The sequence below is a fragment of the Paracoccus zhouxuedongae genome (assembly GCF_041927815.1).
GTDB lineage: Bacteria > Pseudomonadota > Alphaproteobacteria > Rhodobacterales > Rhodobacteraceae > Paracoccus.
In genome coordinates this window covers 41,642-63,659 of record NZ_JBHFHM010000012.1, presented here as the reverse complement: position 1 = coordinate 63,659, position 22,018 = coordinate 41,642, and the positions used below count along the sequence as shown (strand labels likewise).

Genomic DNA, 22,018 nt, shown 5'->3' with positions numbered 1-22,018 from the left:
GAACCATGGTTTCTGGAGAATGTGAATGATTGATGCTCGCGATAAGCTTCTGGAACGGATGAAGGTTGATCTCATTGGCCCGGAGGCGCCGGACGAGCTCATTTCGGATCGCCCCACCGATCGATATCTCACCGGGATCCTTTTCCCCCCTCGCACGCCGATATCGCCGGAAGATGACGACGAAGCGAGCGATGCCGACGATGCGGATGCGGTCGGCACAGCGCTGGATGGAGTGAAGGCAGCCTCGGCGTTTCGACCGAGCTCTGCCGGCCTGTCCTTCGCCGTCGAGCCGATCGGCCCGACTCTCAGGCTGCGGGTTCGGGTCGACGGGGCCCGTTACAGGCCTGAAGGCGCGGCGGAGGAAGGTGGCAATCCGGGGAGGAAGCGAGCGCAGAGTTGGCGCCGAACTCCTCAATTCGCCGAGGTGTCACTCGATCTTGTGGCACTGCGCAAGGAGCCAGCCCCGATCATCAGCCTTGCCAGCAGCGGGCTTGCGGGAGCCTCGTTGCACTGCCGGATTGCTCCCTGGGGCCATATCCTGCTTGTCACGCTGGCGGTAACCAATGACGCAAAGCCAACTGAGGTGAGAAGTCGCGCAGCGAATGAGGAAGCCGCGCTTTTCCAGTTTTCGCTGGTTGTGGAGTGCGAGGATGGATGCCGGTTCGTTCCCAAACCGGAGAGGGTTGGTTCGGCACGTGACGAAGACGATGCGCGCGCATCTGCCCTTCTGTATCGCAACGTGCAGCAATTTGCAGTGGGCCACACCTGCTCGGCGATGTGGGACGAGCCCGTGGACGGCAACGTGCATCAGGTCCGGACAAGCTGGTTTCCGGAATCAACTGTCCATGTCGTAAGCGCGGAAGGGGATGCAGAGTTCAAGCAGGCGGCTGCCAGGTTGCCTCTGGGGGCTTCCTGGCTGGCATCCGAGGGCGACGTCAGTCTCTTCGCCGGACTGAAGTCGTTTGTTGATGCCTACGCTCAATGGATTTCGAGGATGGAAGTCGTCGCGCTCGCCATGTCGGAGGCGCACGTCGAGCAGGCAAAATGGCACATGCAGCGCTGCCGAGAGGCTGAACAGCGGATGCGTGCGGGTATCGCTCTTCTCGAGACTTCATCCGATGTGCTGACTGCCTTCCGGCTCGCGAACGCTGCCCTCGCACTACAATACTCGTGGCGTATCAACCCACATCCGCCCGAACTGGTGTGGCGGCCGTTTCAGCTCGGTTTCGCGCTCCTGTGTCTTGAGTCGGTCGCGAACCCCGAGTCCTCCGATCGCGAGACGATGGACCTGCTGTGGTTCCCGACAGGCGGCGGAAAGACCGAAGCCTACCTTCTGTTGACGGCTTTCACGATCTTCCTTCGTCGTCTCCGCGCCAAGGGAAACTCGAGCGGCGCAGGCGTGACGACGTTCATGCGATACACGCTTCGACTTCTGACAATCCAGCAGTTCGAGCGCGCAGCGGCCCTGATCTGTGCCTGCGAGATGGTCAGGCGCGGCAAGGTCATGCTTGAAGGGGTCAATCTGCCGGCACACTTCGCATCGGATATCCCGATTTCCCTCGGGCTCTGGGTGGGAGAAGGTGCCACTCCGAACACTGTCGCAGACGCGGAGAAGGTGCTGGGGACGGATGCGGAAAGCTCTCCGTCTCAGTTGCGCAGCTGCCCGTGCTGTCATGAAGTCCTCGATTGGAGAATCTCGGCCGACAGAAGCCGTGTGGAGGTGCGCTGCCTGACGAAGACATGTGATGTCGGGCAGGAACTGGCATTGCTCCCGATCTGGACGGTCGACGAGGATGTCTACCGAGAACGGCCGACGTTGTTGATCGCCACGGTCGACAAATACGCGCAGATCACTCGGAACCAGATGACTGGCTGCCTGTTCGGCATCGGTACGCCGGCAGATGCCCCCGAACTGGTGATCCAGGACGAGCTCCACCTGATCTCGGGCCCGTTGGGCAGCCTTGCCGGGCTCTACGAGACCGCAATCGACGAGCTATGTTGCTCTGGAGCAGGAGTCAGGGCGAAGGTCATCGGATCGACTGCAACGATCCGCAGGGCCGAAGACCAGATCAAGGCCCTGTTTGACCGCGGCTCCTTTCAGTTTCCCCCGCCCGGGATCGATCACACCAATTCGGGGTTTGCGATCGAGGACCGTGGCGTGCCCGGGCGCCGTTATGTGGGAATCTCGACTGTCGGTCGCTCGGCCAAATTCACGCAACAGGCGGTTGCGGCTTCCCTGCTTCAAGCCGCCACCGACCAGTCGCTGGCTGCTCACAAGCGCGACGGATACTGGACTCTGGTCAACTATTTCAATTCGCTGAGGGAGCTGGGCGGGGCACTTGTTCTCATGCGTGATGACGTCGCCCGCAGCATCCGGGATTATGCTGAGCGCAGGTCAGGGGAGATCGAGCGGGACGCCGGGGCACAGATCGAGCTCACGAGTCGCGTCCGTTCCAGCGACATCCCGAGATACCTCAAGGACCTTGAGCGCGCGTGGAACGATCCGGATCACGTCGACGTCGTTCTGGCAAGCAACATGATCTCGGTCGGTATGGATGTTTCCCGGTTGGGCCTGATGGTGGTCAACGGGCAGCCGAAGACGATTGCCGAGTACATTCAGGCGACCAGCCGGGTAGGGAGAAGCCAGAAGGCGCCGGGACTTGTGATCACATTGTTCAACGCGGCCAAGTCCCGTGACCGCAGCAGGTACGAGACCTTTGCCAGTTGGCATCGCAGCCTTTACCGGGATGTGGAGGCCACGAGCGTGACACCCTTCGCTCCGCGCGCGCGTGACCGTGCACTTCATGCTCCGTATGTTGCAATGGTGCGCCATCTGGTGGCTGGCATGGAGAATCCGGGCGCAATCGAACAGCATCAAGAGGAGGCTGAAGCACTCCTCGAAAAGGTGATTGCCCGGATCGAGCGGATTGATCCGGTTGAGTCAGGCGCAGCACGAGCACAACTCAACTCGTTCCTCGACGACTGGTTCGACCGACAGGGCCTGACTGACTATTGGCAAGACTACAGCGAAGCTCTCCTGACTTCGGCGGAAGCTGCCGCCGAGCGTGGGAACAAGGCACGCTTTGCCGGGCAGAGGCCGACCCCGAACTCGCTGCGCTCCGTCGAGGCATCTGCATCATATGTTCTGCTCGAAGGCGGATCGGACAGGGGGACCAGGCCATGAAACCGATCGGCAAGATTCGGCGGAGTCAGGTTCTGACAGGCAATGGCCCCGGCGCGATCATCGACTTCAGAGGCGAGAACGGCGCGCCTGTCTCCGTTGTGGCGGCTGGCCTTGAGGCTTGGGACCAGCTGGCCATCAAGAAGGGGCTTCTGAACGATCAACGCATTCATCACGAGCCACTTCAGGCAAGGCTGCAGGTGAATGGGTTCAGGTTGCCTCCCGTCGGAGACGAGAAAGTCGGCAGGGAGAAGCGACCACGCCTCTTGCCGGCCTATCGGTTTCCAGACTGGCATGTCTGCCCGAAGTGCAACCTCCTGCAACGAAGCCGGTTCTGGAGTTCCGAGATCGGGAAACCCGAGCTGTGGTGCCCTTCCTGCAGTTCCGGGCGCGGCAAGCGTGTCAGGAAGGTCCATGCGATACCGGTCCGCTTCATCGTGACATGCCCTGCGGGGCATCTTCAGGACTTTCCCTGGATGTCATGGCCGAAGCACGCCGAGTCCTGTTCTCGAAAGAAGCCGCTCAAGCTCATCGGGGAAGGGGCCGGACTGAAGGGGCTCAAGGTCCACTGCACTGAATGCAAGGCGGAGCGTGACCTCGACGGCGCCCTGTCGCCTGGCGCGCTGGGCAAGATCTCTTGCGACGGACGGTCACCTTGGCTGAAGACGCCGCCGGAAAGCTGCAGCCATCAGCCTGTTGCCATTCAGCGCGGTGCATCCAACGCTTATTTCCCTGTCATCGAATCGGCGCTCGACGTGCCGCCGTTTGGTGGTTCCTTCCGGGACATGCTGGAGGATTTCTGGCCCGACATCATTGCCCTCGACGACAGGTCGCAGCTTCCTGCCTTCGTGCGGAAGAGAATCCACCCCATGTGGCCAGAACCGGACACCAGGCCGGAAGACCTGACCGCACGGATCCTGACCCTGCTGACGATCCTTGACAACAAGACCGGCGACTTGCGTCCCAACGAGCACCTGATGCTGTACTCGGGTGGCCCGGATGGGGAGGAGTTCCCCGAGTTCCAGATCTCGCCTCAGCAGATCCCCAGTGACCTGCAAGGTGTTCTGGACCGTGTGGTATCGGTCGAGAGGCTGCGCGAAGTCCGAGCACTGAGGGCATTCACTCGGCTCAGTCCGGTGGAGGCAGCCGACAACAGCGCCTTCGTGGCGCCGCTGTCCGAGAGGAAGCTGAACTGGCTCCCGGCAATCGAGGTCCGGGGGGAAGGCATCTTCATCAACTTCGATGAAAGTGCCGTATCGTCATGGGAGAACGAGCCCGATGTCGCCGACAGAGCGGCAAAGGCCCATCAGGCTGCAGAGCGTGCGTGGCAGGACCACAACGGTAGCGATCGCCCGTTCCCAATGCTGATTTCGGCGAGGTTTCTACTGGTGCACACAACAGCCCACGCTCTTTCGGAGCGGCTGTCGCTCGACAGCGGGTATTCCACTGCTTCCATCCGTGAGAGGCTCTATGTTTCGCCTGGCCCGGGCGGCATGTGCGGATTTCTCCTCTACACATCCGCGCCGGATTCCGATGGAACGCTCGGCGGATTGTCGCGAAAGGGGCGCACAAGCGAGATTGGTCCGATCCTGCTCGCCTCACTCCGGGATCTGGAATGGTGCTCTTCCGATCCGCTTTGCAGCAGCGGCATCCTCTCACTCTCCGAGGGATCCGGATCGGCGGCCTGTCACAGCTGCACGTTCCTTCCGGAAACTTCTTGCGAGCATTTCAACCGGCATCTCGATCGCGGCATGCTTGTGGGCACACCCGAAAAACCGGGGCTAGGGTTCTTCCGCAAACTGCTTGATGGAGGATCCTGAGCATGGCGCGCATGTACCCGAGGGAATTGCCGCGACATGTTCTGGAAAATGCGAAACTGTCGTCGGAAGTCCGCGTCTATGAGCGGATCCGGGACAAGTTGCCCGGAGACTTCAACTGCTACTATTCACGCTCCTGGCATGAAGCGGATACTGACGGCGCCGAGTTCGACGGAGAAGCGGACTTCATTGTCGCGCACGCGGAACACGGCCTCCTGTTCCTCGAGGTAAAGGGCGGGAGGGTGAGCTGCCGCGAGAACGATGGCCAGTGGCTCAGCGAGGATCGTGACGGGTTCAGATTCAGGATCAAGAACCCGCTGTCTCAGGCGCGCAGCAGCAAGCACCATTTCCTGAAGCGCCTGAATGCCGGCAAGATGCTCCGAGGCCGTTTCATCCGGGCACGCCATGGTGCGATCCTTCCTGGGAGCGTCAGACCCGCACGCGCCCTCGCGCCGGATGCGCCGCTCGACATAATCGCATTCGGCGACGACATGGACGCCCTTGATCGCTGGATTATCCGGCGGATGACCGACGGTGGCGACTTGCGCGAAAGCCCCCTCGGTCTGGATGGTCTCAGGGCGCTTGAAGAGCTTCTTGCAAGCCATTTCGAGCTGAAGGCACATATCGGCATCAGCCTTGCCGACGACGCCAGAACCATCGAGCAGCTGACGGCTGAACAGGCCTGGATCCTCGACTCGCTTGAAGACAATAGGGAAATGGCGATCTCGGGAGGAGCCGGCAGTGGAAAGACAGTACTGGCTGTCGAAAAGGCGATCAGATCGGCCGCCGAGGGCCGCCGGACGCTCCTGACCTGCTTCAACGCTCCGCTGGCATCTCATCTGCGCAGCGTCTGCCAGGGTCATGAAAACCTAGTGGTGGCCAGTTTCCATGCGTTGTGCCGGACCTTGGCGCACAAGGCCGGAGTCGACGTCCCCACAGAGGTCGACCAGTCCCTTTTCGACCGCCTGCTGCCAGAAGCACTTGTCGAAGCAGTCGGCAACAATCCCGATCTGGCCTTCGACACCGTCATCGTCGATGAGGGGCAGGACTTTCGAGACTCATGGTTGAACTCCCTGCGCCTTGCGATCAGCGACCCCGAAACCGGGAGTTTCTATGTCTTCTATGATGACAACCAGCGCCTTTTCTCGCCCGAGAGGGGATTCGTAGATGCTCTACCTGCATCGTCGATCGCACTGACTCGAAATCTTCGAAACACGCGACGAATTCATGCCCTGATGACGAAGTGGTATGAGGGACGCCGTAGCACACCCGCAGGACCGGAGGGGGAGCCTGTAGGCAGCCTCGTTTGTCGCAATGGGGAAATGGCTCTTTCCCGCGTGAGCGATCGTGTCGCGCAACTTCTTGGCTCGGGTCAGGTCCTGCCGGGGCAGATTGCGATACTCGTGGGAGGTGGCCGTACATCGATGTCACTGCCGGACAAGATTGCCGGGAAGCCGACCTGCCGTTCCGATGATGTCCGGTCGGATCATATCATCCTTGATACAGTCCGGCGGTTCAAGGGGCTGTCACGCCCATGCGTGTTTCTTGTCGGCATCGATGGGCTGACTGATCCCGAACTGATCTACGTCGCGACAAGCCGGGCGAACGTCCTGCTGGAAATCGTTGGTACCGCCGAGGACATCGCACGCATCAAGCAGGAGGTTGAGGCCACTGTTCGGTGAGGCCCTGCGGTTTCAGGCCATCTCGCTTCTCAGTCGAACAGATCCTTGCGAAGCCGCTTCGGGTCGGTGGACGCCACGTGCAACTCTCGCTGGTCGGTGCCCTGACGCTTTGGGTCGACCCAGGTGATGGCGTTCAACACGATTTGCGCGATCTGCCTTGCAAGGAACGGTGGCACGGCGTTGCCGACTTGGACGTACTGCTGCGTCCGATTGCCGAGGAACAGATAGTCATCCGGGAAGGTCTGCAGGCGCGCCGCCTCGCGCACGGTGAGGCTGCGGCACTGCGTTGGATCGGGGTGAATGAAGTAGTGGCCATCCTTCGAGATGTGGCTCGTGACCGTGGTCGATGGCTCGCCGGCGAGCTGGACCCGGAAGCGGTCGTTGAAAACGCCGCTGTGCCAGTTGCGGTGGTCGGGGCTGAGCGAGAGCGGGAAATCGGCCGCCTTGGGGCTGTATCCTTGCACGGCGCCGAATACGGCTGCGAACAGATAGCGGCCGAGATCCGAGGGCATGTGTCCGCGGGTCTCGTGCTGGGCAATTCCACGCAATGCAGGGCGCTCCAGCCAGGCAAGGAGCTCGTCGTTCGACGTGCCGTAGCCCTCGGGGCGCCGTGCCGATAGGCGCGGTGCCAGCAGTCCGTCCTTCAGGCCCCCGGCAACGGCGGAGAAGGCGTCGCGCAGCGGGCCGTCCTCCTTGCCCCGGTAGATGCGCGCCAGCAACCGGGCGGCCTCGACGACCTCGCGCCGCCAGCTCGCCGGATCGTCGCGACCACGGCTGAGGCCGCTGCGCAGTTCCGGCATCATGCCGATGGCTTCATCGACGGTCCGTGTCACCCCGGAAACCGCCATGCTCGTCCCGGTGGCCCTGTCCGCGAGATCGGAGCGGATGCCGACGATGATCACGCGGTGACGGCGCTGCGGAACGCCGAACTCCTCGGCACGGACGATGAAGTCGGAGGGCTGCTCGGCCTTCTGCAGGCTGGCTCTGCCGTCCGCCACCCGGATCGCCCACATCTCGTAGTGATGCCCCTGACCGGTGCCGAGCGAGGCGAGGTCCTCCATCAGCATCTCGAAGACAAGGCGGCTCTCGACCGTCGAGGACAGCATGCCCTTGACGTTTTCCATGACGAAGGCCGCGGGGCGCAGGCGGTCGAGCACGCGGATGTATTCGCGGAAGAGATAGTGCCGCTCGTCCTCTTCGGGGACGTATCCGACCTTGCCCCTCGCCCGCGCGCGCCCGACCAGCGAATAGGCCTGGCAGGGCGGACCGCCGATCAGGATGGTGTCGTCGAAATCCTGGCGCAGCGCACCGATGGCATGATCGATGGCTGCGGCAGCCGGTTCCGTCCCGAGCTCGAGGCATTGCGCCTCCGCCGTCGCATGCTGCCATGCCGACGCATCAACCTCGCTCCATTCGGGCTCCGCGATCAGCCCGGCATGGAAGTCGATGAAGGCCTGCGGCAACGTCCCGTGCCGCGCCTGATGCGCCCGCAGGAAGGCGCGCAAGGTCAGCGTGCGGTGCGCCGAGGTTTCCTTCTCGACCGAGATGCCGATCCGGAACGGCGCGTGGCCGCCGACGTCGAGGGACGCAAAACCCTCGCCCAGCCCGCCCGGGCCGGCAAACAGATCGACGATGCCGAAAGTCGCTGGCAAATCAGGGGCCTCTCGAATTGCGGTTCCAGGATGTATACCAGGTTCGGACGCAGAGGCCAGGAGGCAAATGGCAGATATTGTCGACAGGCAGACCCGCTCGCGGATGATGTCCGGGATCCGGGGCAAGGACACGAAGCCGGAAAAGGTGCTGAGGCGCGCGCTCCATTCGCGCGGCTTCCGCTATCGGCTTCATGGAAAGGGTGTCCCCGGTCGGCCGGACCTGATCCTCGCAAAGCACCGGGCCGTCATCTTCGTGCATGGATGCTTCTGGCACCGTCACGAAGGCTGCCGCTATGCGACAACGCCCGCGACCCGTCCCGAGTTCTGGGCGGAGAAGTTCGCCGCGAATGTCAGGCGCGATCGTGCGGTATGCGATGCGCTGGTGGCAGATGGGTGGCGCGTCGCAACGATATGGGAATGCGCGCTGCGAAAGCCGCGATCAGTCGAGCAGACTATTGCGGCAATCGAGGAATGGCTTCTGTCCGAAAACCGGCAGCTGGAAATCGGCAAAACGGATCCCGGATGATGGCAGGCGATGGCTCCTGCCGATTTGGCCTCGTCCTTTTCCCTGCCTATAAGGCATCGAGTACGCAACAGAAGATGGCAGGCATCTGCCGGGCTGCAGGGATTCGACGGCAATCATGAAGAACAACGACACGCAGGTCTTCGCGGGGCAGCTGGTGGCCCAGAACATGCTGATCCAGATCCTGATGGGGCAGATCGTGCTGAGCACGCCGGATCGCGGCGCGGCTGTCCGTGAGGCGCTGGTGCAGGGCACTGGGGCAATCCGTTCCAACCCGAACATGACCGAGACGGAGAAGTTCGGCGCCGTGAAGACGCTCGAGGATGCGCTCGATACCCTTGACCGGATTGCCGCCGGTGCGCGCGGGGGCTGAGCCATGTCCTTCCGCTTCTGGCGCCGCATCCGGATAGCCCCCGGGGTCACGGTGAACCTGTCGAAGTCGACAGCCTCGCTGCCCTTCGGCCCGCGCGGCGCGAAATACACCGTCAGCCCGCGCGGCAACCGGGTCACGGCCGGTTTGCCCGGGACGGGCCTATTCTACACTGTGCACGAGCCGCGCCGCGCGTCCGCCGCCAATGCGCCCCCGGTCGCCCAGCGCGACCGGCTGAACCTCGGCTTCTTCCAGCGGCTGTTCACGCCTGCGGATGAGCGTGCGCTGGTCGACGGGCTGAAGGCGCTGAACGCAGGCGACGAGGGGGCCGCGCTCGCGGAATTCGAGAAGGCCGCCAGCCTGCCCGATGCCGCCTGGATGGCCGGCATGCTGCGGCTCCGGCGTGAGGAGTTCGGGCCTGCGCGGCGTCATCTGGAGGCCGCGCTGGGCGGGCTCGACCTGCTGGGTGGCCTGCTGGAGAAATACGGGATCGCCGCACAGGTCACCTTTCCGGTGACGCCCGAAGTCGATGCCCATGCCCGCCCCCGCGAGCGCGGCACGCGTCTGGCGCTGGTCGAGATCGCACAGTTCGAGGGGGATCGTTCAGCGGCGATGCGCCATGTCGAGCGGCTGCTGGCAATCGACCCAAACGATCCGGTGGTGCTGTTGTCCTTCGCGGAACTCACCCTTGAGGGTGATGCGGACCGCGCTGAGCTGGAGCGGGTCGTCGCCATGAGCGCCGGGATCACGAACGAGACGCCGGTGGACACGGCGCTCCTGCTCTACCGCGGCCGCGCGCTCGCCCGGCTTGGCCTGCCGGACGCCGCGATCGACGTGTTCACCCTGGCGCTTCGCCGCCGCAAGGACCGCGCAGACACCCTGCTGCGCCAGCTGCGCTACGAGCGCGGGGTGCTCTACGATCAGGTCGGTCGCAAGGCGCAGGCTCGGCGCGAACTGGAGCGGGTCTATGCCGAGGATCCGGGGCTCAAAGATGTACGCGAACGACTGGGGCTGGGGGAATGACCGGCGCGGGAGATGATCCGACCGCACTGGCGGCCGAAGTTCGGGCGCTGCTGTCGCGCCGCTGCCTGGCTGACCCGTTCACAACCTACCAGGCGGTGGCTGCAGCACTCGCCCTGACGCCGCCCGGAACGATCCAGCGCGTCGCCGCAGCCCTGGAGCAGATCATGCGCGAGGACGTCGCTGCGGGCCGACCGATGATCGCCGCGCTGGTGATCAGCCGCGCGGGCGACATGCCCCGGCGAGGCTTCTTTGATCTCGCGGTGGCGCTGGGCCGGTTACGGAAGATCCCCGGCAGCACCGTGCGGCATGGGAGGCCGAGTGCGCGGCAGTCTTCGGGACACAGGCTGAGGCTTCCTCCTGAGCGGATCGGCTCGGATTACCTGATCTCGAACCAGCGCATCGCGGTTTGCAATAGCTGGTCGTAATCGCCAGCCATGGCCTCATCCATGAAGGAGGCGATCTCGTCCTCGGATAGCCCAGCGTCCCGGGCGGCTTCACGGCAGCGACCGAGGACGGCGAAGGCGTTTCCGGCCTGGCCGGTCAGCGTGACGACGACGCCAGGGTGTTTCGGGTTCATTCCGTGCGGCTCCGTTAACGCGGCACCACGACATCAGGCGTGGCCTGCGCGCATAGTCCAGTTGAATGTCGAGGCTGTGCCAGCGAGCGCCCTGCAGGACACTTGCCCGAGGGTTTGGCTATTCTCGAATGGGTCTGGGTCGGCCTGTCGCGGCGCTAGTCCTGCCCGCGACTGATCATCCGCTTATCGATTTCCGGATCGTCCCATGTCGTCGCGGCGCCCATCCAGCGTTCGATGGTCGCCTGCAGCTTGGGATCGTTGGCTTCGACATGGAAGGTGTAGAGGCGGTTGACGATTTCCTGCATCAGTGCGCGCATTTCGTTCTCGTCGATGCGCGAGACCTCGCTCCAGGGGATTTGCCGACCGTCCGCGTCCACGACGAAAACATCCGAATAGTTGCCGGTCCGGCTGACAGGGGTCAGTCCGGAATGCAGCGTCTCCAGCTGCGTATTGCGCACGCAAAGCATGGCCATGATTCTGGCCAGCTTCGCCGCAATGCGCTTTTCGTCGTCTTCGTTCATGGCACGAGAATAGGCGCATCATCGCGGTTACGCCACGATTCAGGCGACGCGCACAGTTTACCTTCTGACGCATGCCCGCGCCTGATCACGCAGGACAGCGTAATCGGCGAGCCAGCCTGCGATCAGCGCCCCCTCGGGCAGCGCGGCGACTTCCTCGGCGACGCGCAACTGCTCAGCCGGGCTATACGCCACGACGGGCGGGCAGGCGCCGGGCGGGACGTCAGAACCCGCCGTCGCGCAGGCGGTCAAGAAGATCGTCGCGGCTGCGAGGACGGCGCGCGGCGGCGTCCAGCATCTGCCGGTGGATGGCATGGGTCTGCTCCAGCTGGTCAAGCCGCTCGGCGGCGCGGCCTGCGCGCTCGGCCGTGCGGCGGAGGTTGACGATGAACAGGGTGATGGTGAGGGCGACGAGAGCGATGGCCGGCACCCGCCGCGCCCATGGCCGGGAGAGGATCCCGGCCAGCAGGCTGGCCCACATCAGCGCAGGCCCCTGCGCCAGTCGTCGAGCCGCGCCCAGACGGCCACCGTGACCCCGCCCAGCGCCAGCGCAATGAACACCCAGCGCAGCGTGTCCAGGTAGGGCACCAGCGGCAGGACGGCGCCTTGCGCTTCGGTGAGAACCTCCTGTGCGACCTCGACCCCGGCGGCCCCCACCGTCGCCACCCCGGCCGCGCCCGTGCCGCGCAGCGTGCGGCTTGCGGCCAGTGTCTCGCGCGCGGGCGGGGTCTCGGCGGCGAAGGGGACGGCACGGGGCGGGAAGGGATCGCCCCACGAGCGGGCAGGGCCGAGGTCGATATGCATGAAGCCCGAGCGGGGGTAGGTGCCGAAGCCCAGAAACCCCACCGCTCGCGCCGCAGCCTCGAAGGCGGCAGGGTCGTGGTTCGACATGGCAATATCAAACGCCGTGCCGTCCATGTGCTTCGAGCGCGGCGCCCCACCGACGGCGCGATTGTGCTCGGGGCTGCGATAGGCCGAGCGAACGATCAGCGGCTTGCCCAGCCGGTCGCGCAGGGCCTGCAGCTTGTCGAGCGCCGCCGGGTGGAGCTTCAGCTGGCCGGTGCCGCGGCAGGCAATCTCGGCCGGCGAGAAGTTCGGCCAGCGCCAGAGGTGCAGGGGCACCTCGCGGAAGTGACGGAAGGTACGGACGGGGTCGGGCATGATGGCCTCCTCGGGGCGTTGGACATGCGGGATTGGGCACCCCGGCGCGTCAGGGGCGGCGGGGCGGCTGTGGTGATCAGGTTTCTGGGTCTGGCGTGACGCGCGGCCGTGGCGCTGGGCGCGAGGCGCGCGTCAGTCGTCGCGGCGGCGCTGGAAGGCTTCGAACATCAGGTTGCGCATGGCGCGGATGTCGCCCTCCATCCGCTCCAGCCGGTCGGCATCGGCCTTGCGATCCTCGGCGCGTTGCCTGTCCACCCGATCCCGCTCGATCAGGAGCTCGCGGTCGAGGCGTGCGAGCATGGCGTCATTGGTGAACGCCCTGCGCGTGATGGCTGCGAGGAGCGCCAGCGTGCCGCCGATCAGCGCGGTGATCGCCGCGGTGATCCCGTGGTCGCGGAAGGCCCGGGCGACCTCCTCCAGAATAGGTGTGCGGTCGGTCATGGCGGGCCTCTCAATAGTCGGTCTCGACGTAGACACCGCTGCAGTCATAGGCGACGGCGGCGGCGGTGCTGCCGGTGTTCATGTAGTTGCGGGGGCTCAGGAGCTGGGTGGCGGCGGGGAGGTTGGCGGTGATCTCGACCTCGGCGATGGCGCCGGAGACGTCCTCGACGACGCGGACCCAGACCGAACCGGCGTTCGGGCGGCGTAGAGGAACAGCGTCAGGACATTGGTCGCCGAGTCGACGGGGAAGCTCGCGCCCAGATTGATCAGCGTGGGTGCGCCGGAGCCTGAGTTGTGGACGATCTGCCAGTTGGCGTGGGTGCCGCGCTGGAAGCCGATGCCGATGGCGTTGACGACCGCGCTCAGAAGCAGCGTGGTCGCCAGTGCGGCGGTGGATCCCATCAGCCCGAAGAACCCCATGCCGGTGGGCTGCAGGGTCGTGAGCGAGAGCCGGTTCACATAGGTGAAGCCGCCGAGTCCTTCGGCATTGCCACGCCAGCAGACCCAGCCGGCGGAGCGTTCCTCGGCCGCGGCATCGACCGTGGCCGCGCTGGTCATCCGCCAGCGGCGCATGGAGGTGGAGAGGTTGGTGGTGGCAAGCCCGGGTGTGGAGGCGGTCCCGACGCCCGAGCGCGGCATGCCGATGGCGTTGATCGTGGTGCCCGAGGACGGCGCCCAGTAGGCGATCCGGTTGACGCCGAAGTGGGGCTGCAGCGGAAACAGGCGACCCGAGGGCCGCATGACCTCGAGCCAGGCCGAGCCTGCCCGGTCGCGGGCGTAGAGATGGATGCGGCCTGCAGGCGGCGGATCGGGCGGCGTGGCAAGGCCGGGCAACACCATGGGCTCGGGCAGCTCGACCCTGCCGCTGGCGCGGTCGATCCGGATGGCATCGAAATAGGCCGATCCGTCCGGGCTGACCTTGAAGCTGAAGTCGTCGTTGCCCAGCAGTCCGATCAGGGCGCGGGCCGAGAATCCGGTCTTGAAGGCGAAGGCGGCATCGTCGCCGGGGGTGTTCTTGTTGAAGGTGGCCTCGATCCCATTGCCCGCATGGTTGAACAGCATCGCGGGGGTGTTGATCGAGAAGCGGTTGAAGGCGTCGGCGGTGGCCCAGCCGAGGCCCAGCTGCTGGGCCGTCAGGTTCGCCTGGGGCATGCCGACCTGCGTGACGGCATTGGCGAAGGTGACCGTCGGCGTGTTGATGACGGTCGTGCCGCCCGCGCCGGAGGTGGCCGAGCCGATGTTGATGACAGTGTTCGATCCGGACGCGCCGCCGGTGCCGAGGTTCACGGTCTTGGTGGTGCCGTTGGTGGTCGCGCCCGTGCCGACGCCATAGGTGGCGGTGCCGGTCGATGTGCCGATGGTCGCCGTTCCCCCGGAGGCGGTCAGCGTGCCGGAGAAGGTCTTGTTGCCCGTGAAGGTCTGGGTGCCCGCGAGGATCGCCAGTTCCGAGGATGTGTTGGGCAGCGTGTAGGTCCGGGTCTGGCCGGAGGAAATCGAGGCCAGCGAGAAGACCGCCTTCCTGGTCGGATCGGCGTCGTTGACGAGGCTGAAGACGCTGTCGGGCACGTCGCGCGGCTCGCCCACGCTGGCCCAGCTGCTGCCCGACCAGACGAGGAAGGCGCCCTCATCAGCGACCCAGACCAGCCAGCCAGGGCGCGGGACCAGCCGGATCCATGCGCCGTCGACATGGAAGGCCACGTTCAGATCCCAGCCGGCCCAGAGGCCGGCGGCGCCCGAGGCCACGAGATGGCGGTCGCCGTCGGCGGGGCTCGCGGGCGGCGCGGTGCGCGTGCGGTCCAGCACGGCCAGTTGCACCATGGCGTCGAGCAGGCGCAGCGCCTCGTTGTGGGTGACGTGCTTCTGCGCCTGCGCGGCCATGAGGTACGGCAGGCCGAGATGGGTGGTGGTGTCGGACATGGTCGATCCTGTGGGGTTGCCGATGCCGGCGATCAGAATTGCAGCGTGACGCTGGCCGGCGCCCCGCGCCCGAGGCGGGCGGAGAGTTGGAAGATGCGGATGGCGAGCGTGTCGCCGTGGGCGAGCAGCGCGCCCCAATCGGCGGTCTGCTGGGTGGCGCTGTAGAGAACGGACGTCGTGCTGCTCGTGAGCACCCGCTTGACGGCCGCCCCGTCGCGGATCTCGACCTCGTAGCCTTCGACCTCTTCGCCTACCGGCACCTCGACCTGTTCCCAGGCATCGGCCTCGAGCGCGCGGGAGCGCCGGATCCAGCGGATGGTCAGATCGCCGGGCACACGGGCCTGCCGCCAGGGCTGTTCGACGTGCACCGGCGCGAAGGGCCGCAGGCCGAGGCTCGCGGGCGTGAAGGCCTGCGCGACATAGGTCTCGTCGGAGGGTGGCCGCGTCGCCGGGCCCACACGCCAGTTCCACGGCAGGCCGATGTCCCCCAACGCGATGGGGAGTGGCGCAAGCGTGCTGTCGAGCACCACCACCCGCGCTCCGGCCGGGGCGGGATTGCCCATTGCGCCTTCCGTCCCGCGCTGGCCGCGAATGAGACGGGTCAGGCGATAGCGGCCGGGCGCAATCAGCTCGACCGTTCCGGCCTGCACGATCTCCCAGACGCCGGGGCTCGCCTCGACTGCCAGCGCATTGGCCCCTCCGAACAGGGCCAGATCGGTGACGCTCTCCAGCGTGCCGGTGAACAGATCGAGCGTCAGCGCATTGCCGAGATCGAAGCGCGAGACCGGGCCCGGCCAGAGGTCGAAGGCCAGCACGCCCATCCGCGCCCGGGCGGGCACGGTCGTCAAGAGATCGAACCCGTCGCTGCCGGGGCTGCGGAACACCGCGAGCTCGCCCGGCCATGGCCGCGCATGGGCGGCGAGGAAGGGCCGATGGGCGGGCTGGTCCTCGGTCAGCTGCGGCAGGTCGAGGAAGGCGACCTCGGGGGCGGCCAGCACCAGCGGGCGCGCGAGCGAGGCGGGTCGCGGATCGCCGGGCGGCAGATCGTAGGCCGCGCGGTCCTGGCGGATCGCTTCGATGCCGCGCGCCTCGGCATCGGCCGTGGAGAGCAGGCGGAAGTCGAGGCTGCGCCCGTCATGCTGGAGCCGGATCACGTCGGCGGGGTCCAGCGCCAGGCGCGAGGGCGGCAGGCGGAAGCTCGCGGTCTCGCGGCCGATCCAGGCCTCCATCAGCGCGCGGCGGCAGCGGCGCTCGGCTTCCTCGGGCGCGACGGCCATCGGGAAGGCCTCGGAGGCGATGCGGCTCGCCGATACGGTGATGCGCTGCGCCTCGACCTGTGCCGCGTCGTAGTCCTCGTCGGCCCGCGCGACCTGCCACTTCAGCGCTTGCGGCAGTTCTGTCTCCTGCGCACGGGTGAGTTCCAGTCCCTCGGCGCGCGGATCCGGGGCGGCGACCAGATCATCGGCACCGATCTCGGCCACGGTTGCGCGGCCGCGCATGACGAAGCGGATCACCCCTCCGGTCTCGACCGCGTCGAAGCCGAAATGCCGCGCGAGCGTGGTGATCGAGGCCCGGGGACTTTCCAGCGCGCCGATGACATAGCCCTCAACCGCGCCCCAGAGCCCGGTGACGTCGATGCGCTGCGCGGGCAACCCGGCGCGCAGGCAGAGGTGGCGGACGAGGGCCGCGAGCGACACTGCGCCGAGCCGTCCGGTCAGCCAGTGGCCCAGCCGCCAGTTGGGCCCGTCCGTCCAGACGGCTTCGAGCGCAGGAAAGAACGGATAGGGCCGCGCGTCCCATGTCCAGGCCGCGCATTCCGGAACATGCACCATCCGGCCGCCATAGACTGCGGAGGTCGGGTTGTTCGCGGCCTCGCCCCACCAGAGATAGGTCGCCTCGAGATAGGCCCGCTGGATCGCGTCGTCACGCCAGCCGCGGGAGAAGTAGGGCGTGAAGCTCTCCGACGACTTCGGGTCGAAGAAGACGTTGGGCTGGTTCGTGCCCCGGTCGATGGCGGGGCATCCGAGTTCGGTGAACCAGACGGGCTTCGATTGCGGGACCCATGCGGTGGGCGTGCCGCTTTCGACCCCGCCCGGGCGGTTGAAGTGGGGCTCCGACCACCAGGCGCGCAGATCCTTGTAGCGGAACACCCATGGTTTGCTGTGTGCGCCGTCGGCAATCGGCGTCCGGACCTGTGTGGCCCGGTCGGCCTCCGAGCCATAGAACCAGTCGAAACCTTCCCCGCCCGCGATGTTCGCCTGCAGGTAGCCACGGTCGTGGATCGCGGGCCAGCCCGCCTGCGCGTCAAGATGGTCGAACCCGTCCCGCCAGTCCGAGAGCGGCATGTAGTTGTCGATGGCGATGAAGTCGGTGTTGGCGTCGGCCCAGAGCGGGTCGAGATGGAAGAAGACGTCATTGCTGCCGTCGCCCGGCTGGTGGCCGAAATACTCCGACCAGTCCGCCGCGTAACTAATCTTCGTCGCGGGACCGAGGATGCTGCGCACGGCGACGGCGAGATCGCGGAATGCATGCACGGCCGGATAGGTGGACGCGCCCGAACGGATGGTGGTCAGCCCGCGCATCTCCGAGCCGATCAGGAATGCATCGACCCCTCCGGCCGCCGCGCAGAGGTGGGCGTAATGCAGGATCATCCGGCGCAGGCCCCAGTCACCGGCGGGACCGGTCCAGCTGACGCTCTCGCCGGAGACGGCGAAGTTCGCGGGCGTTGCCGCGCCGAAGAAGCCCGTAACCTGCGTGGCCGCCGTCGCGGTCTTGTCGACCGTGCCCGCGAAGCTCGCAGCCGGAGAACAGGTGATCCGCCCCCGCCATGGGAACACGGGCTGGCCCGTCTGGGCGGCGTTGTCGCTGTAGGGGTTCGGCAGGCTGTTGCCGGGCGAGACATCCATCAGGATGAAGGGATAGAAGGTGACGCGCAGCCCACGCGCCTTCATCTCCTGGATCGCCTGAACCACCGCGAAGTCGGAGGGCGTGCCGCCATAGACGGGCCGATCCTCGCTGTCGCGGCTGACCAGATGCGCAGCGGCGCGGCCCACGCCATTGACCGACCACACCCGCGGGGTCGTGGCCTTCGCCGCCACCTCGACGCCCGGCTTGATCTGGCAGTTGCCCGCGCGCAGGTCGGTGCCGAACCAGGCGACGACGAGGCTGACGCTCTCGACTGCCGGGGCCATAGCACGCAGCCGGTCGAGGGCGACGACCATGTCTGTCGTGTCCGGCAGCGCGTTAAGGTTCTCGGCCGTGGTAGTGCCGCCGCTCGAGGTGCCGAAGGGGCCGGTGGACCCGCCCGTGGTCTTGCGGATTGCCTGCGTGGAATAGGTGAACTCGCCTGAGGCCGGGATCATCGTGACCGCGCGCGTCAGTCCCTCGGCCGTGTCTGGGTCGGCCAGCGGGCGGAAGACCTCGAAGGAAAGCTGCGGAATGCGGTTGCCGAAATCACCCAGCGGCAGATCCTCGAATACCACATAGGCCGTGCCGCGATAGGCCGGGGTGCTGGCCGCGCCCATCTTCGCGGCGATGAACGGGTCGGTGGCCTGCGCCTCGTCGCCGGGATACCAGCGCATTGTGATGCCGCTGAGATCGAGCGGCTTGCCGTCGGCCCAGATGCGGCCGATGCCGGTGATCGGGCCTTCGCACAAGGCGACCGCGAAGCTGGAGTAGTAGAGATACTCCGTCGTCCGGACCTTCCCGCCGCCACCGCCCTTGCCGCCGCCGCGCTGGGTGGTGGTCCGGGTCTCCTCCCGGAAATCGGTCGCCCAGATGATGTTGCCACCGATGCGCATGCGGCCGTAGAGGCGCGGGATCACGGCACCCTCGGTGGACGAGGTGATCCGCAGGCTTTCCAGCCGCGCGCCCTCGATGCGCTGGGTGGGGGCGAGCGAGGAGATGATCCAGCTGTCGATGACCGACCCTACTGTGGAGCCAATCAGCCCGCCGATGGCGGCACCGGAGAGGCCGAGGATCGCGCCGCCGAAGCCCATGCCGATGCTGGAGCCGACGACGCCGAGAACGAGGGTGGCCATGTGTGGGTCTCAACGTTGCGGGAACAGGAAGGCAAAGGCGATGCGCCGGCGCCAAGACGGGGTGAGCGGTTCCTCGATCACACCGAGACGCTCATAGGCGTGGAGGAAGCTGTCAGGTCCGGTGAGGATCCCGAGATGCTTGGCGATGGCGCGCGGCATCATCCGGAACAGGACCAGCGCACCGGGTGGGGGCTCGGTGGGTGGCACCTCGACCATCATCGCGCGCGCGCCCTCGGCCAGCACCTCGCGAGGTCCGGTCTCGCCCCAATCCCGGCTGTAGCGCGGGATCGGGAAGGGCTCGGGGCCGACCACCTCGCGCCAGATGCCGCGCGCCAGCCCGAGGCAGTCGCAGCCGACCCCGCACAAGCTCGCCTGGTCGTGGTAGGGTGTGCCGAGCCAGGAGCGGGCGGCGCTGATCACCCTGTCCGGATCGGCGGCGAACGCGCCGACCGCGCGCGGCGCGCGCTTGCCATGGCGCGGGATCGGTGGTCTCGTCATGAGGCTCCTTTCTCCCCTCGAGGCTCTTGCGATGACCTTTGCCGGGCTTTCCGCCTTTCCGATCACGCCGATGACGGCGGATGGCTGCGTGCAGGCCGATGCGCTTGGCCGTGTCCTGGAGCGCCTCCGTCGCCCCGAACTGGGCTCGGTCGGCCTCCTCGGCAGCACCGGCACCTTCGCCTATCTCACCCGCGCGGAGCGGTGCCGTGCGGTGGGCGTGGCGGTCGAGGTGCTGGGCGGCAGCGTGCCGCTGATGGTCGGGGTTGGCGCACTGCGCACCGACGAGGCCTGCGCGCTCGCTCAGGACGCGGCCGAGGCCGGGGCGGATGCGCTGCTTCTCCCTGCAGTCAGCTACACGCCACTGACCCAGGACGAGGCCTTTGAGCATTACAGCGCCGTCGCCGCCGCGACGGATCTGCCGCTGTGCATCTACAACAACCCTGGCACGACGCATTTCACGTTTCAGCTCGCGCTTTTGCGGCGGCTGGCTGCGCTGCCCCGGATCGCGGCGGTGAAGATGCCGCTGCCCGCCACCGGGACCGTGGCCGAGGAACTGGCCACGCTGCGCGGCGCGCTGCCCGCGGGGTTCGCCATCGGCTACAGCGGCGACTGGGACTGCGCCGACGCGCTGCTGGCAGGGGCGGATACCTGGTACAGCGTGATCGGCGGCCTTCTGCCCGACGTTGCGCTGCGGCTGACCGCGGCGGCGATGGCGGGCGACAGGGCCGAGACACAGCGGATCGATGCCAGCCTCGCTCCGCTCTGGGCGCTGTTTCGCGCCCATGGCTCCCTTCGCGTGGTCCATGCGATGGCGCAACAGATGGGCCTGAGCGATGGCCTGGCGCCTCGTCCGCTTCTGCCGCTCGATGCGGCGACCTGCGACCGGATCGCCGACGCGACCGAGGCCCTGGCAGGCTGAACGGCACTGTCACAGCACCGCCCCGTCATGGCCGCCATCGCGCGAGGCATAGCGCAGGATCGTGTCCTGGCCCGGGATATGCGGGAAGCCCCGGAAGTTCGCGACATTGCCGAACTTCGTGCTGCAGGTGGCCAGCCGCTTGTCGCAGCCCGCGCGGGCGAGGAAGCTGTCGCCCTCGGCGATGGCGCGCACCGGGGGTTCGAGTAGCGTCAGTATCGCGAGCCCGTCCACGAGATCGTGCGACAGCACTTCCGCCCGACGACCGGCATTGGCGCCGGAGGTCCACTCGACGGTGCCATTCCCAAACCAGCCCGCCGCGAAGGCGGACAGGCCCGAGGCCGTGAAGGCCCGGTCGCGCAGGATATCGGTGACCGCGCCCGTGCCCCGGAAAGCGGCCGCCTCAAGGTTCACCCCGCAGCGCGTATCGCCCAGCGCGGCGTCGCACCCCGCCTGAAACGTCCGCCCGACCGTCTGGCCCAGCACATGGGCAAGGCTGCGAACCTCTGCCACGAAGGCCACCCGCCCGCGTCGGACCTGGCCGATGGCGCCCCGGCGCAGCAGCGCGCGCTGGCCGGGATCGACCCAGTTCACGCGCCAGAGCTCGACCTCCGCGTTGTCCCAGCGGCCGTCGAGGATGTCGGTCTCGGTGATGCGGTCCGAGGACAGCACGCCCTCGGCATCCTGCGCATCGACGGACAGGTCCGAGCCCGCACGAACCTCTGAGGCTGTGAAGCCGCTCTCGGGCTCGAAGTCGGTGCCTTCGAAGCTGAGCGTCCGGTCGTGGTCGGTGAAGCCGAAGGCCACGCCGTCGGCGCGCGTGATCCGCCAGCACCAAACGAGGGTCGTGGTGCCCTCAATGAGATGCGCTTGCAGGGCGGGGGCGAGCTGCTTCATCTGCGGATCTCAAGGAGCGGGATGGAGGCGATGGACCCGAGGCGCTCGAGGTCGAGCGTCACGTCGAGCGTGTCGGTGTCGAAGCGGACGGGGGTGTCGAATTCGAAGCCCGCGGTGACGGGGACGCCTGCGGCGGGGGCCGAGCCGAAGGTGATGACGCCGGTAGTCGTGTCGACCGACCAGCCCGACAGCTGCTCGGTCCCGCCGAATGCCACGCGGACCGTGCCCGCGACGGGCTTGGTGATCGCGCGCGTCCAGGACTGTGGGCCGGAGGCATAGCGCTTTGCCAACTGGAAGGCAGTCCTCACCCCGTCGCCGGTGCCGAGCGGCTGGTCCAGCGGCGAGGGCGTGCCCGAGGGCAGGCAGGACTTGTGGTCGCCCCAGTCCTTGAAGCGGAAGCCATGCAGCCGGCCGTTTCGCGCCTCGAAGAAGGCGACGACCGCCGCCAGATCGTCGGCGCGACGGATGCCGTACGCCACATCGTAGCGGCGGCGCGAGTTGGCCCAGCTCGCGTTGCGCTCCTCGTCGCCGCTCGCCAGCTCCACCACCTGCGTGCGCCGCTCCGGCCCGCCGCGCGCGCCACGGCTGATCGCGTCCGGAAACCGGACCTCGTGAAATGCCATTGTCAGGATCCTCAGAGACCGCGGCGGCCCATGGACACCGCGCGGGCGATGTCGGCGTTCGGCGGGTGGAACGTCCACTGGACGTTCCACTCACCGGCCTCACCCTGCGTCCGCGACTGCCGGAAGCGCTCGGCGACGCACGCCTCGGAGCAGGCGTGCCTCGAGTACTGATCGAACATGGA

General features: G+C 66.7%; 19 protein-coding genes and 1 pseudogene. 8 read left to right on the top strand and 12 right to left on the bottom strand.

The window, feature by feature from the left end:
* The first annotated feature begins 25 nt into the window (after positions 1-25).
* The 3 genes from ACEYYA_RS13160 to ACEYYA_RS13150 are packed head-to-tail and all read left to right on the top strand — an operon-like array spanning position 26 to position 6,680.
* Positions 26-3,184 carry a helicase-related protein gene (locus ACEYYA_RS13160; RefSeq protein WP_374801361.1) on the top strand — a complete coding sequence of 1,053 codons (3,159 nt, stop codon included), beginning with the start codon at positions 26-28 and terminating at the stop codon, positions 3,182-3,184.
* Positions 3,181-5,001, top strand: a complete 1,821-nt coding sequence (gene drmB / locus ACEYYA_RS13155) for a DrmB family protein (RefSeq protein WP_374801360.1) — start codon at positions 3,181-3,183, stop codon at positions 4,999-5,001. Before ACEYYA_RS13160 ends, drmB begins: the two co-directional genes overlap by 4 nt.
* Positions 5,002-5,003: 2 nt before the next feature.
* Positions 5,004-6,680, top strand: a complete 1,677-nt coding sequence (locus ACEYYA_RS13150; protein ID WP_374801358.1) for an NERD domain-containing protein — start codon at positions 5,004-5,006, stop codon at positions 6,678-6,680.
* A gap of 29 nt (positions 6,681-6,709) precedes the next feature.
* On the opposite strand, the gene ACEYYA_RS13145 is transcribed toward ACEYYA_RS13150, so the two are convergent.
* Entirely contained in the window at positions 6,710-8,332 is a 1,623-nt protein-coding gene (locus tag ACEYYA_RS13145) for a DNA cytosine methyltransferase (protein ID WP_374801357.1), read from the bottom strand.
* 67 nt (positions 8,333-8,399) lie between these two features.
* Here ACEYYA_RS13145 and ACEYYA_RS13140 point away from each other — a divergent pair, with 67 nt between their 5' ends.
* The 4 genes from ACEYYA_RS13140 to ACEYYA_RS13125 all read left to right on the top strand — a co-directional run bounded on the left by ACEYYA_RS13140 (position 8,400) and on the right by ACEYYA_RS13125 (position 10,673).
* Positions 8,400-8,858, top strand: coding sequence for a very short patch repair endonuclease (locus ACEYYA_RS13140; protein WP_374801356.1), 459 nt, complete (start codon positions 8,400-8,402; stop codon positions 8,856-8,858).
* A 115-nt stretch (positions 8,859-8,973) separates the two neighbouring features.
* Positions 8,974-9,228, top strand: a complete 255-nt coding sequence (locus ACEYYA_RS13135) for a hypothetical protein (protein ID WP_374801355.1) — start codon at positions 8,974-8,976, stop codon at positions 9,226-9,228.
* Positions 9,229-9,231: 3 nt separating this feature from the next.
* Positions 9,232-10,248, top strand: coding sequence for a DUF4236 domain-containing protein (locus ACEYYA_RS13130; protein ID WP_374801354.1), 1,017 nt, complete (start codon positions 9,232-9,234; stop codon positions 10,246-10,248).
* Positions 10,245-10,673, top strand: a complete 429-nt coding sequence (locus ACEYYA_RS13125) for a hypothetical protein (protein ID WP_374801353.1) — start codon at positions 10,245-10,247, stop codon at positions 10,671-10,673. Before ACEYYA_RS13130 ends, ACEYYA_RS13125 begins: the two co-directional genes overlap by 4 nt.
* On the opposite strand, the gene ACEYYA_RS13120 is transcribed toward ACEYYA_RS13125, so the two are convergent.
* From ACEYYA_RS13120 to ACEYYA_RS13085, 8 genes and pseudogenes are all read right to left on the bottom strand, one after another.
* A complete protein-coding gene (locus tag ACEYYA_RS13120; protein ID WP_374801352.1) occupies positions 10,625-10,825 on the bottom strand; it encodes a hypothetical protein in 201 nt (66 codons plus the stop codon). The genes ACEYYA_RS13125 and ACEYYA_RS13120 overlap by 49 nt on opposite strands.
* A gap of 155 nt (positions 10,826-10,980) precedes the next feature.
* Positions 10,981-11,346 (bottom strand): hypothetical protein, encoded by a 366-nt coding sequence (locus tag ACEYYA_RS13115; RefSeq protein ID WP_374801351.1) that lies wholly within the window; start codon positions 11,344-11,346, stop codon positions 10,981-10,983.
* Between the two features lie 220 nt (positions 11,347-11,566).
* Positions 11,567-11,824, bottom strand: coding sequence for a hypothetical protein (locus ACEYYA_RS13110; RefSeq protein WP_374801350.1), 258 nt, complete (start codon positions 11,822-11,824; stop codon positions 11,567-11,569).
* Positions 11,824-12,504 carry a YcbK family protein gene (locus tag ACEYYA_RS13105; RefSeq protein WP_374801349.1) on the bottom strand — a complete coding sequence of 227 codons (681 nt, stop codon included), beginning with the start codon at positions 12,502-12,504 and terminating at the stop codon, positions 11,824-11,826. Before ACEYYA_RS13105 ends, ACEYYA_RS13110 begins: the two co-directional genes overlap by 1 nt.
* A gap of 132 nt (positions 12,505-12,636) precedes the next feature.
* Positions 12,637-12,945 carry a hypothetical protein gene (locus ACEYYA_RS13100; protein ID WP_374801348.1) on the bottom strand — a complete coding sequence of 103 codons (309 nt, stop codon included), beginning with the start codon at positions 12,943-12,945 and terminating at the stop codon, positions 12,637-12,639.
* A 10-nt stretch (positions 12,946-12,955) separates the two neighbouring features.
* Positions 12,956-14,862, bottom strand: a pseudogene (locus ACEYYA_RS13095) (DUF2793 domain-containing protein).
* Between the two features lie 32 nt (positions 14,863-14,894).
* Positions 14,895-18,902, bottom strand: coding sequence for a baseplate multidomain protein megatron (locus ACEYYA_RS13090; RefSeq protein ID WP_374801347.1), 4,008 nt, complete (start codon positions 18,900-18,902; stop codon positions 14,895-14,897).
* A 9-nt stretch (positions 18,903-18,911) separates the two neighbouring features.
* A complete protein-coding gene (locus tag ACEYYA_RS13085) occupies positions 18,912-19,400 on the bottom strand; it encodes an NlpC/P60 family protein (protein WP_374801345.1) in 489 nt (162 codons plus the stop codon).
* A gap of 31 nt (positions 19,401-19,431) precedes the next feature.
* Here ACEYYA_RS13085 and ACEYYA_RS13080 point away from each other — a divergent pair, with 31 nt between their 5' ends.
* Positions 19,432-20,319 carry a dihydrodipicolinate synthase family protein gene (locus ACEYYA_RS13080; protein WP_374801344.1) on the top strand — a complete coding sequence of 296 codons (888 nt, stop codon included), beginning with the start codon at positions 19,432-19,434 and terminating at the stop codon, positions 20,317-20,319.
* Between the two features lie 9 nt (positions 20,320-20,328).
* Here ACEYYA_RS13080 and ACEYYA_RS13075 read toward each other — a convergent pair whose 3' ends face one another.
* The 3 genes from ACEYYA_RS13075 to ACEYYA_RS13065 are packed head-to-tail and all read right to left on the bottom strand — an operon-like array spanning position 20,329 to position 22,015.
* Positions 20,329-21,213, bottom strand: a complete 885-nt coding sequence (locus tag ACEYYA_RS13075; RefSeq protein ID WP_374801343.1) for a DUF2163 domain-containing protein — start codon at positions 21,211-21,213, stop codon at positions 20,329-20,331.
* The gene (locus ACEYYA_RS13070; protein ID WP_374801341.1) at positions 21,210-21,836 is read right to left on the bottom strand and encodes a phage distal tail protein, Rcc01695 family; all 627 of its coding nucleotides are present in this window, start codon (positions 21,834-21,836) and stop codon (positions 21,210-21,212) included. The genes ACEYYA_RS13075 and ACEYYA_RS13070 overlap by 4 nt, the downstream gene beginning before the upstream one ends.
* A gap of 11 nt (positions 21,837-21,847) precedes the next feature.
* Positions 21,848-22,015, bottom strand: coding sequence for a hypothetical protein (locus ACEYYA_RS13065; RefSeq protein ID WP_374801340.1), 168 nt, complete (start codon positions 22,013-22,015; stop codon positions 21,848-21,850).
* Positions 22,016-22,018 lie beyond the last annotated feature (3 nt).